The sequence below is a fragment of the Lactobacillus sp. Sy-1 genome, from assembly GCF_019303535.1.
Taxonomy (GTDB): Bacteria; Bacillota; Bacilli; order Lactobacillales; family Lactobacillaceae; genus Nicoliella.
The window spans coordinates 953,516-965,257 of sequence record NZ_JACCIU010000001.1; the positions used below are offsets into that span (position 1 = coordinate 953,516).

Genomic DNA, 11,742 nt, shown 5'->3' on the forward strand with positions numbered 1-11,742 from the left:
TACAAGATGGATGATATGCGATTGCTATTTGAACGACACGAGTACTTAGCAAAAGCCTCAATGGCGTTTTTTTATGCAATTACCGTTTCGGTTGCCATGAACTTTTTTTGGACTCCCGGACACATTTACTCGTCTGGATATACGGGGTTATCCCAATTGATTGATACCATGTCGAGCCGCTACCTTCCGTTTACGATTCCAACTGCGATCGGACTGTTTTTATTGAACATTCCAACGTTTGTCTTGGCCTGGAAGCAAATTGGTCATCAATTTACCATTTTTACAGTGGTGGCGGTTTTCCTCGCCAGTTTTATGATTAAGACTTTACACCCGGTTTACTTAACTAATGACCCAATTATTTGTGCCATTTTTGGGGGGATCGTAAATGGTTTTGGAACCGGAATTTCACTTAAAAACGGCATTTCAACCGGTGGGTTGGATATTTTAGGGATTGTCATCCGGCGCAAAACTGGTAAAACGATTGGAAATGTTAACATCACGTTCAACGTGTTTATCGTGGTAGCGGCCGGATTAGCGTATGGGTGGCCGTACGCATTTTACTCTGCGATTGGACTAGTGGTTAATGCTAAGATAATTGATTTGACTTATACCAGACAGCAATTGTTGCAGGTAATGATTGTTACAGAACGTCCCAAGAGTGTAACCGATAGTGTTCAAAATCACCTTCGTCGTGGAATCACAATTGTCCACCATGCTGAAGGGGCCTATAATCACGATACTAAAACGATTCTATTCACCGTGGTTTCAAGATATGAAATGGCAGAATTTGAAGAGGCAATGAATGAATCCGATCCGGCTGCATTCACGACCATCTCACCAATCGTTAAAATTATCGGGCGGTTCTGGGAGCCCAAGTTGAAGTAATTGAACTAGAGTTGAATGCTTAGATTTCTTTAAATTTTAATGTTTGTTAATTTTAATTATGTTATAATATCCAATTGTATTATCTAGGACTTTTATTTTGAGGGAATGATGGTGACTTAGTTGTGAAGGTATTGTATTTATGGTTGATTAGGATGATTTCGTTATGTCTTTATTTTAAGCAAAAAAATAATGTCGTCTACATAATGAGTTTTGATAACAACCTTCGCTTGATCAAGCGGATGGCATCAGAACTGCCTAGTGGTCAATCATTAATTGTGCTGTATGAACCTGATACGGAAGCGGGTGCGACCGATTTAGAGGCGTTTGGGATCACTACCTATCAGTTCGAAGAGGGGTTGTCCTTCGCCTTCAAGTTGTTGCCAATCATCATGTCGTCACGACTGGTCTTTTGTGATAACTACTACCCATTCTTAGGGGGCTTAGTCCACTCTAGTGGGCTGAAGATTATCCAATTATGGCATGCGAATGGGGCGATTAAAAAATTTGGTTGGGCTGATCCAATGACAGCGAAGCGAAGTAAATCAGACCAGCACCGCTTTCAGTCCGTGTATAACCAATTTGATGAATATGTTGTCGCATCCAAAACGATGGGCCGGGTATTTGAAAATAGTTACCACGTTCCCTTTGAACGGATGCAAATGCTGGGTTATCCGCGTTCGGATCGGTTCTTTAAAGCGGATTGGCAAACCCATGCGCAAAGTCGGGTGTACGTAGTGGCACCTGAGTTAAAAGATAAACGGGTGATTCTGTACGCGCCGACCTACCGGGATGGGCTGGCTTTTACCCCTCCGGCTGATTTACTAGAGGCGATTACGGTTGATCCAGCTGCGGAAGTAGTGGTCAAGCTCCATCCATTGTTAAAAAATAAGGAAGCTGAATTGGCCGCTGAAAATCTTAAGTCTGGTAGTAATCGGATTCACTTTTATAACCAGCTATCCACTTCCGACTTACTATCGGTTACTAATACTTTGATTACAGACTACTCATCAGTTGCGTTTGATTACAGCTTGTTACCTAATGCCCACTCGATGCTATTCTTTATGTTTGACTTAGCAGAGTACCAAAAAAATCCGGGAATTCAGTCCGACTTATTGAACTGGTTACCATCAAAACCAATTTTAACATCGGCTGAATTAGCAGCTGCAATTAAGCAAAATGCTAAAACCGATTTTACTAATTTTAATCAGCATTGGAATACTTATAATGATGGCCAGGCTACTAAGCGGGTCATTGATAGATATATTGAAAATAGATAAGGAAGTGTCAACGACTTGAAAGAAGTTGGAACGTTAATTAAAGAGCAATTAGGCAATCTGGGAATTATGTTTAGAATTTCTAGGTACCAAGATAAATCGGATTATCAAAGCCATTATCTAGGGCTAGTTTGGGAATACCTCTACCCTCTAATTCAAATCGCCATTTATTGGATGGTGTTTGGGATTGGACTTAAGAAGGGGGCTTCCGAAGGTGTTGATTACCTTTCTTGGATGGTGATCGGAATTACTCCCTGGTTCTTTATGAACAGTGTTACCTTGGATTCATCGAAGAGTATTTACCAACAGGTTGGAATGGTTTCCAAGATGAAGTTTCCGGTTAGTATCTTGCCCTCCATTAAGATCATAAGTAACCTCAGTTCATTTTGGACGATGCTGGTATTTTCAATTGTCATCGGATTTTTCAAGGGTGGAATTACCCCTAATATCTATTGGTTCCAGTGGATTTACTACTTCTTTGCAATGATCATGTGGCTAGTGGCCTTTGGAATCTTTAATTCGACCGTCTCGATTTTGGTCCGGGATTACCGCATTTTACTACAATCAGTAATGAGAATGCTCTTCTACATGTCTGGAGTGCTATTTAACTTTCAGACCGATGCATTTCCGCCAGCATTCGCACGGATCTTACAACTAAATCCATTTTTCTACATTGTTAATGGGTTTAGAGAATCGATGTTTTCAGAAGCCTGGTTTTGGCAACACCCAACCCTAACGATTATCTTCTGGCTATTCGTTGCATTCTTCTTGTTGGTTGGGGCCCACTTACATTACAAGTTTAGATCCCACTTCGTTGACTTAATTTAATTTGGAGGAATCAAATGCTTAATTCATTCATTAATAAGATGATTAAAATGGTTAAGATTGTGATTCGTTATGGACTCATCGTTATTAACGATGGGTTTATTTGTTTACCGGTAAAAAAAGGGGTAGTCATTTTTGATAGCTTTAATGGCCGTGACATTAATGATAATCCAGCTGCGATTTATCGGCAGCTAGTTCGGGATGATCCTAAATTTGCCCAAACCACATTTTTTGCGGTCAAGCCGGATAAATATAACGAATTACATGCACAGTACCCAGAAATTAAACTCCTAAAAAGGTTTATGCCCAGTTGGGTCTGGTACATGGCGCGGGCTGAGTTTTGGGTGTTTAACTCACGGATGCCGGCTTGGTGGCGCAAGAATCGTAGGACTACCTATATTCAGACCTGGCATGGGACGCCCCTTAAGAAATTAGGGGTCGATATTGATAACGTTGAGATGCCTGGGACTGATACGACTAAGTACCACCGCCGCTTTGTTGCCGAAACTAGGCGTTGGGACTACTTGATTGCCCCAAACCAGTACTCAAAGGTGATTTTTAAACGGGCCTTTCAATTTCATAACCAGTTCTTGGATATTGGTTATCCTAGAAATGACGTTTTGTATTCTGATAATAATAAAATAGCGATTCAAAGCTTGAAAAGAGAACTGCTCGGCAATTCCACTGCTCATGTAATTACGTATGCTCCGACTTGGCGGGATGATCAATACATTACCAGGGGTCAGTACAAATTTGAGTTACCGTTCGATTTAAAACGCTTTTTTGAGGTAGTGGCTGATGATACGATCTTAATTATTCGTCCCCACTATTTGATTAAGGACCACATTAACATCACCGGGTTTGAAGACCGAGTTCGGATTTTAGCGGATGAAGACATCAGCTCGATTTATTTAATTACCGATTTATTAATCACTGATTACTCTTCAGTAATGTTTGACTTTGCAAACTTAAATCGACCGATGCTATTTTATAGTTATGATTTGGAGCACTATCGTGATCAACTCCGGGGCTTTTATTTTAACTACCAAACTGAATTACCCGGGCCACTAACTACTAACCAGGATCAATTCTTTGATCAGTTAGCTCGTTATACAGTTGATGGCACTTTTAAAAATGAATATGATAAAATGAAACTGTTTAGAGAAAAATTTTGCAGCTGGGAATCAGCAGATTCTTCAGAACAAGTTGTCAAAATAATAAGGGGCGAAGTTTATGAATGATCAATTTTTAATCGGTTCACACGTAAGTATGAAGAGTCCAAAGATGTTTTTAGGTTCAGCTGAAGAAGCATTTAGCTACGGTGAAAATACGTTTATGGTTTATACCGGAGCACCACAAAATACGAAGCGCAAACCAATTGACGAATTAAGGGCGGACGAAGGAAAACAATTTATGAAGGACCACGGCATTTTATCAACCGTGGTTCACGCACCATACATCATTAATCTAGCTAATGCGGCGAAGGCCCATAACTTTGAATTTGCGATTCAGTTCTTAAAACAGGAAATCAAACGTTCAGAAGCCATTGGAGCACAACAAATTGTTTTACACCCGGGATCCCACGTAGGTGCTGGAGCAGCGACTGGGATTCAAAACATTGTTAAGGGGTTAAACGAAGTGATCGAACCAGATCAAAAAGCCCAGATTGCCTTAGAAACAATGGCTGGCAAGGGAACTGAAGTTGGGCGGACGTTTGAAGAACTAGCACAAATTATCGATGGAGTGCATTTAAACGAAAAGCTGTCGGTAACTTTTGATACTTGCCATACTAACGACGCTGGCTACGATGTTAAAAATGACTTTGATGGGGTGTTAGACCACTTTGATAAGGTCATTGGAATCGAACGGCTAAGGGTGGTGCACCTTAATGATTCTAAAAATGAAATGGGGAGTCATAAGGATCGTCATGAAATTATTGGGTTAGGAACGATTGGCTTCGATGCACTGGATTACATTGCTCATCATCCCCAATTAACGACTGTGCCTAAGATTATGGAAACCCCAATGGTAAAATCGGAAGATGGTAAGCATAAATTTTCACCACATGGATATGAAGTGAAGATGTTAACTGAACAAAAGTTTGATCCTAATTTAATTGATGACATTTTGAACCAAAAACCATTCTAAATTAAAAATGCAAACCAGGTTTACTGGTCTGCATTTTTTTAATGGCGATTATTTGTATCTAGGTTTAAACTTTCCATGATAATGGTTGCCGTTTCTTCAATTGATTTATTAAAAACGTTGATTACTAAACAACCTAGTTTTTTGTACAAGTCCTTAGCATATTGTAGTTCGGCCTTAATGTTTTCTGGATCGGAATATGGTGTATCTGGGCTCAATCCATATGCAATCATTCTAGCTCGACGAATCTTTTTCAATGCTTTCGGGGTATTAGTGAGGCCAAAGATTCGGTTCGGATCCACGTCCCAAATTTGATCTGGTAGCTGGGTATTAGGCGCAATTGGAATGTTTGCAACTTTGAGGTTCTTATTGGCTAAGTACAATGAGAGGGGGGTCTTAGAAGTTCTAGAAACCCCTAAAATAACTATGTCTGCTTTGGTCAAGTCACTAGGGTTTTTACCGTCATCATTCGCAACTGCAAATTCCATGGCGGCAATTCGGTCGAAATACTTATCGTTTAAATCATGCACTAGTCCTGGAACTCGGACGGGAGTGTCCCCAGTTCGTTCACTAACAACTGATAAAGCGTTCTGGAGACAATCTGAGTTGTAGAGGTTATTTTGGGCTGCAAAGGTACGAATCATACTGCTCAATTCTTCGTTAACCAGGGTGTGAAAAATGATGGCATTATTTTCCAACGCCATTTTTAAAATGCCGGTTAGAATTGATTTAGTTTGGATAAATGGAAACCGTTGGTAATTGACTTTAACGTCTGGAAACTGGGAGACGGCAATCCTAGCAACTGAAAAGGCCGTTTCACCACTTGAATCTGAGATAATAAATACGTTTATATTTTTCATGGGAATCCTCCTATTGATATAAATTTATTCTAGCATATTTGAATTTTTTTTCAGAGTTATTGACTGTAAATTAATTGTTAGGTATAATTATTAAGAACTATTATATTATGTTTTTATTTCATGATATCAAAGTAGTTGTATTTTGAGCTCGGAGGGAGGGATTTTCATATGTCAAAAACAGTCGTTCGTAAAAACGAATCTCTTGATGATGCTCTTCGTCGTTTCAAGCGTACCGTTTCAAAGAGTGGTACATTGCGTGAATACCGTAAACGTGAATTCTACGAAAAACCTAGCGTAAAACGTAAATTAAAATCCGAAGCAGCAAGAAAACGCAACAGCAAAAAGCGTCGTAGCTTCTAATCTATAAAAACGTTCCTGTTGTTTCAGGAGCGTTTTTTAGTGCTTAAATATATTTGAAAAGGATGACGGACATGAGTTTAAACGATGAATTAACCACTGATTTAAAGGCTGCAATGAAGGCTCACGATAAGGAAAGCCTCGGAGTAATTAGATTACTAAAGTCGGCCCTAACCAATGAACGGGTTAAGTTAGGTCATGACTTAACCCCCGATGAAGAAAGTAACGTTGTAATGAAGGAATATAAACAACGTAAAGAATCCATCGAAGAATTTAAGAAGGGGAACAGAGACGACTTAGTTGCAGAACAAGAATCACAACTAAAGGTTTTGGATAAATACGTTCCAGAACAAATGTCAGAAGCTGAGATTAACCAAGTTGTTAAGGACACCATCGCTGCAGTTGGTGCTACTGGCAAGGGTGATTTTGGTAAGGTCATGGGTGCCGTAATGCCAAAGGTAAAGGGGAAGGCAGACGGGACGTTAGTGAATAAGGCGGTTAAGACGCTGCTTCAGTAATATCGATCTTAATTGGGTGTTAATTCACCCAGTCATACATAATCAACAGGGGTATCTTCTTTTGTAATTGCGTTTTTTATGCTAATATTTGGGTATCATTTAATATAATAGTAAAGTAAGGGAGCATTATAATTTGATTGATGATAATGTTATAACTGATAGTTTCGTTTTAAGTAATTTAGACGATGAACCTGCATTATTAGGATCACAAAATAAATTTGTCACTTTATTAGAAGAAGGAATGGACGTATCAATTAACGCTTTTGGGACTAAGATTAAGGTCTCAGGCGATTCCGAAAAAGTGAAGAATACACTCGCTATTTTTAAAAACATGGTTGATCTCATTCACAGTGGAATTGGGTTGAATGACAGCGACTTTGTTAGTGCCATGAAGATGGCTAATAATGGCACGCTAGAATATTTTAAAGACTTATACAACCAAGTATTGATCAAGGACATCAAGGGCAATCCAGTTAGAATTAAGAACTTTGGCCAACGTCAATACGTTCAATCGGTTCAAAGAAATGATGTTACCTTTGGGATTGGACCCGCTGGGACCGGGAAAACTTACTTAGCCGTGGTAATGGCGGTTGCAGCCCTCAAACGGGGAACCGTTGAAAAAATTATCTTGACCCGGCCCGCAGTGGAAGCTGGGGAGAGTTTAGGTTTCTTACCCGGTGATTTGAAGGAAAAAATTGATCCATATTTGCGACCAATTTACGATGCCCTCTATTCTATTTTAGGGGCTGAGCATACCAATCGAATGCTAGAAAAGGGGATTATTGAAGTTGCACCGCTTGCTTATATGCGGGGACGGACCCTTGACAATGCCTTTGTTATTTTGGATGAAGCCCAAAATACAACTAGTGCTCAAATGAAAATGTTCTTGACGCGGCTAGGTTTTGAATCAAAGATGATTGTTAATGGAGATATTTCGCAAATCGATTTACCTAGACACACCACTAGTGGACTGGTTGAAGCCCAAAAAATTCTACAAAACGTTAAAAGCATTCGCTTCGTTGCGTTTTCAGCTGACGATGTGGTGAGACATCCAGTGGTTGCTAGAATTATTAACGCATATGAAAGTTTCGATGACACCAAAAAATAGAGGATAGATTAAATGGATTTAGAAATTTATGATGATACCAAAGATGGGGCGGACCCAAAGGACGTCCAGTTAATCAAGGATGTTTTAGAATATGCTGGAAAGTACCTAAAACTACGTGAAGATACTGAAATGTCAGTGACTTTGGTAAACAACGACCGTATCAAAGAAATTAACCGTGAGTATCGTGGCGTTGACCGAGCGACCGATGTAATTAGCTTTGCGATTGAAGATGGCGACGATGATATTAAAATGAGTCCCGAAATGGCAGCTGAAATTCCCGAAAATTTAGGTGATATCTTTGTATCGGTAGATAAAGTTGCTGAACAGGCTGATTTCTTAGAACATTCATACGACCGTGAGCTAGGCTTTTTAGTTGTCCACGGCTTTTTACATTTAAATGGCTATGATCACATGCAACCTGAGGATGAGGCGGTAATGTTCCCACTTCAAAGAAAGATTATGGATTCATATGGGCTTAAAAGATAACAAGCAGGTTGGCAAAAACCACCATTTTTACCAGTCCCTTTTTCACGCACTAAATGGTTTACGGGTTCTATTAGTTTCGGAGCGAAACTTTCGGGCCCACTCGGTTAGTGCGCTGGCAGTCTTACTAGGGGCGTTTCTTTTGCGGGCTTCACTGAATGACTATTTATGGTTAGTCCTATCAATTTTTATCGTGTTATTCGCAGAAACGATTAATTCAATCGTTGAACGGGTGGTGGATATGTTAGTTGGTGATAGATATAGTGAACTGGCAAAGGAAGCTAAGGATATTGCTGCTGGTGGGGTTTTGCTGACCGCTTTTTTAGCTTCTGTAATTGGTTTAATTGTATTTGTTCCGCTTTTATTAAAATTAATGCCCTGGAGGTAAGTAAATGGATAATCCTAACTTTAAATCTGGCTTTGTTGCCATTGTTGGACGGCCTAACGTTGGAAAATCAACCTTTTTAAACCGGGTGATTGGCCAAAAAATTGCCATTATGAGTGATAAAGCACAAACAACTAGAAATAAGATTCAGGGGGTTTATACCACTGATGAATCCCAAATTGTCTTCTTGGATACTCCCGGGGTTCAAAAACCTAAGAGTCAATTAGGGAGCTTTATGGAAGAATCTGCCATGTCAGCATTAAAAGACATCGATGCAGTGTTATTTATGGTCAGTGCCATTGAAAAACGGGGGGCCGGGGATAACTTCATCATTAACCGACTAAAAGAAGTTAAGCAACCGGTTTATCTGGTGATTAATAAGATTGATAAGGTTAATCCGAACGATCTATTACCAATTATGGATACCTATAAACGGGCCCTGGACTGGGCCGGGGTATTTCCAATCTCCGCTTTGCAGGGCAATAACGTTGACGAATTACTAACCGACTTAACGTATCATTTACCAACCGGGCCTCAGTACTACCCAGCCGATCAGGTAACTGACCATCCTGAACGCTTTATCGTTGCTGAGTTAATCCGGGAAAAGATTTTTCAATTAACTAGACAGGAAATTCCATACTCAGTTGCGATTGACGTGGAGAAAATCAGGGCTAATGATGATGGAAAGGTTACGATTCAAGCATCCATTATTTTGGATCATGATAGTCAAAAGGGAATTGTAATTGGTAAAAAGGGTGCCATGTTAAAGAAAATTGGGACCCTGGCTCGTAAGGACATCGAAGATCTTCTAGGGAGCAAGGTTTTCTTGGAACTTTGGGTGAAGGTTCAACCAGGTTGGCGTGACAAGGGTTCCGTTTTGAAAGAACTCGGTTACAAAAAGAAGGATTATTAATTAGGATGTGGTGAATTTGGCCACTAGGAAAAACGTTCCGTTTAACGGAATTTTATTATACCGAAAGAATTACCGTGAAAATGACATGCTCGTTAAGTTCTTTACCAATGAATTTGGGACCAAGATGTTTCTAATTCGGCGGGGCCGAAAGCAGGGCTTTAAAATGAGCGCTGATATCCTACCGTTCACTTACGGGAAGTATGAGGGGACGATTTCAGATCAGGGCCTTTCATACATTCGTGAGCCACTAACTACGCACCACTACACTCAAATTAGTGCCGACATCGTTTTGAATGCCTATGCTACCTACGTGATGAGTTTAATTGATACCGCGTTGCCGGAGGGCGAGGTTAACCACCATTGGTTTAACCAACTCTATTACGCCCTCGCCCTTATTGATCAGAGGGTGGATCCAGCAATTATTACCAATATTGTTGAGATTCAATTGTTGGAGCTATTTGGAGTTCAACCATGGTTAAAGGACTGCGTGGTTTGCCATGAAACCAATCTGCCACTAGATTATTCAGCACCCTACAATGGGTTATTGTGTCAACGCCATTGGCACTTAGATCCTAGAAGGTTTGGATTAGGGCGACGAGCTGTCTTTTACCTCCAGAAGTTTTCGGTGGTTAACCTTAAACAAATTCGCTCAATTAAGGTTGGCAAAGGAACCAAAAACGAGTTAAGGAACCTATTAGATAGTATTTATGAAGATACGGTTGGAATTCATTTGAAGAGTAAAAAGTTTTTGGATGAAATCAGTCAAATGGGGTTCTAAACAATTGACTTTTTAAGAATCGTAAATTATGATTAGGATAAATATATATCGGTGATGAAAAAAGAGGGTTATGATTAATCGCTTTACAGTGAGGCTAGGCTTAGTGAGAACTAGTTGGGGGATAATTATAATTTGGCGCTTTTGGAACTGAAACCATTGAAAGTAGCTAATCTAAATGGATTAGAAGTAGGGTGGAACCGCGAACAAATCGTCCCTATGTAAATAACGGAATGTTATTTACATAGGCTTTTTTTATGCCGTCATTATTTAGGAGGAGTATTCAATGACTAAGAAATTGTCAATGCAAGAAATTATTTTAAAACTTCAGCAATATTGGTCAAACCAAGGTTGTTTATTAATGCAAGCTTACGACACCGAAAAGGGTGCTGGGACCATGAGCCCATACACGTTCTTACGGGCAATTGGGCCTGAACCATGGAACGCCGCATATGTAGAACCATCTAGAAGACCAGCTGATGGTCGGTATGGTGAAAACCCTAACCGACTCTACCAACACCACCAATTTCAAGTGTTGATGAAACCATCTCCTGAAAATATTCAAGAACTATACTTAGACAGTTTAAAGGAACTGGGGATTAACCCGGTTGAACATGACATCCGCTTCGTCGAAGATAACTGGGAAAACCCATCCATGGGGTGTGCCGGTGTTGGTTGGGAAATCTGGCTCGACGGAATGGAAGTTACTCAATTTACTTACTTCCAAGTCGTGGGGGGCCAAGAAATGGATCCCGTTGCCGCTGAAATTACCTATGGACTTGAAAGATTATCATCATATATTCAAGATGTTAATAACGTATTTGAATTGGATTGGGGTTACGGAGTAAAGTACGGCGATATCTTCAAGGAACCAGAATTTGAACACTCCAAATACAGCTTTGAAGAAAGCGACCAAGACATGCTATTGACTTTATTTAACACCTACGAAAAGGAAGCCCATAAGCAAATTGCAAATGGATTGGTGCATCCTGCTTACGATTACATTCTTAAGTGTAGCCATACCTTTAACCTCTTGGATGCTCGTGGTGCAGTATCAGTAACTGAACGGGCGGGTTACCTTTCCCGAATTAGAAAAATGGCGCGGTCAGTTGCCAAGGCCTTCATTGAAGAACGTCGTAAACTAGGCTTTCCATTGATCAAGGATGAAAAGAAACGCCAAGAATTACTAAAAGATGACAAGGAGGACAAATAAG

Annotated in this window: 14 protein-coding genes; 13 read left to right on the forward strand and 1 reads right to left on the reverse strand. The window is 40.1% G+C overall.

Features of this window, described 5'->3' with window-relative positions; all coding sequences use genetic code 11:
- Positions 1–6: 6 nt before the first annotated feature.
- From HZL42_RS03995 to HZL42_RS04015, 5 genes are all read left to right on the forward strand, one after another.
- The gene (locus HZL42_RS03995; RefSeq protein WP_219054381.1) at positions 7–885 is read left to right on the forward strand and encodes a YitT family protein; all 879 of its coding nucleotides are present in this window, start codon (positions 7–9) and stop codon (positions 883–885) included.
- Positions 886–1,037: 152 nt separating this feature from the next.
- Entirely contained in the window at positions 1,038–2,162 is a 1,125-nt protein-coding gene (locus HZL42_RS04000; protein ID WP_255552558.1) for a CDP-glycerol glycerophosphotransferase family protein, read from the forward strand.
- A 15-nt stretch (positions 2,163–2,177) separates the two neighbouring features.
- Positions 2,178–2,987: an ABC transporter permease gene (locus HZL42_RS04005; RefSeq protein ID WP_219054383.1), complete on the forward strand. Its 810-nt coding sequence runs from the start codon at positions 2,178–2,180 to the stop codon at positions 2,985–2,987.
- Between the two features lie 14 nt (positions 2,988–3,001).
- Positions 3,002–4,225, forward strand: a complete 1,224-nt coding sequence (locus HZL42_RS04010; protein WP_219054384.1) for a CDP-glycerol glycerophosphotransferase family protein — start codon at positions 3,002–3,004, stop codon at positions 4,223–4,225.
- On the forward strand, positions 4,218–5,132 hold the full coding sequence (locus HZL42_RS04015; RefSeq protein ID WP_219054385.1) for a deoxyribonuclease IV: 915 nt from the start codon (positions 4,218–4,220) through the stop codon (positions 5,130–5,132). Before HZL42_RS04010 ends, HZL42_RS04015 begins: the two co-directional genes overlap by 8 nt.
- A gap of 38 nt (positions 5,133–5,170) precedes the next feature.
- Here the strand turns inward: HZL42_RS04015 and HZL42_RS04020 are convergent, their stop codons facing one another.
- On the reverse strand, positions 5,171–5,989 hold the full coding sequence (locus HZL42_RS04020; protein WP_219054386.1) for a pyruvate, water dikinase regulatory protein: 819 nt from the start codon (positions 5,987–5,989) through the stop codon (positions 5,171–5,173).
- A 168-nt stretch (positions 5,990–6,157) separates the two neighbouring features.
- Between HZL42_RS04020 and rpsU the strand changes: the two genes are divergently transcribed.
- The 8 genes from rpsU to glyQ all read left to right on the forward strand — a co-directional run bounded on the left by rpsU (position 6,158) and on the right by glyQ (position 11,741).
- Positions 6,158–6,349: a 30S ribosomal protein S21 gene (gene rpsU / locus HZL42_RS04025; protein ID WP_219054387.1), complete on the forward strand. Its 192-nt coding sequence runs from the start codon at positions 6,158–6,160 to the stop codon at positions 6,347–6,349.
- Between the two features lie 71 nt (positions 6,350–6,420).
- Positions 6,421–6,864: a GatB/YqeY domain-containing protein gene (locus HZL42_RS04030; RefSeq protein ID WP_219054388.1), complete on the forward strand. Its 444-nt coding sequence runs from the start codon at positions 6,421–6,423 to the stop codon at positions 6,862–6,864.
- 133 nt (positions 6,865–6,997) lie between these two features.
- Entirely contained in the window at positions 6,998–7,972 is a 975-nt protein-coding gene (locus tag HZL42_RS04035) for a PhoH family protein (RefSeq protein WP_255552559.1), read from the forward strand.
- Between the two features lie 12 nt (positions 7,973–7,984).
- Positions 7,985–8,458 carry an rRNA maturation RNase YbeY gene (ybeY, locus tag HZL42_RS04040; RefSeq protein ID WP_219054389.1) on the forward strand — a complete coding sequence of 158 codons (474 nt, stop codon included), beginning with the start codon at positions 7,985–7,987 and terminating at the stop codon, positions 8,456–8,458.
- Positions 8,442–8,843, forward strand: coding sequence for a diacylglycerol kinase family protein (locus HZL42_RS04045; protein ID WP_219054390.1), 402 nt, complete (start codon positions 8,442–8,444; stop codon positions 8,841–8,843). The genes ybeY and HZL42_RS04045 overlap by 17 nt, the downstream gene beginning before the upstream one ends.
- A 4-nt stretch (positions 8,844–8,847) precedes the next feature.
- Complete coding sequence (gene era, locus HZL42_RS04050; protein WP_219054391.1) at positions 8,848–9,753, forward strand: GTPase Era; 906 nt, start codon at positions 8,848–8,850, stop codon at positions 9,751–9,753.
- A 16-nt stretch (positions 9,754–9,769) separates the two neighbouring features.
- Entirely contained in the window at positions 9,770–10,531 is a 762-nt protein-coding gene (gene recO / locus HZL42_RS04055) for a DNA repair protein RecO (protein ID WP_219054392.1), read from the forward strand.
- Between the two features lie 283 nt (positions 10,532–10,814).
- On the forward strand, positions 10,815–11,741 hold the full coding sequence (glyQ, locus tag HZL42_RS04060) for a glycine--tRNA ligase subunit alpha (protein WP_219054393.1): 927 nt from the start codon (positions 10,815–10,817) through the stop codon (positions 11,739–11,741).
- Position 11,742 lies beyond the last annotated feature (1 nt).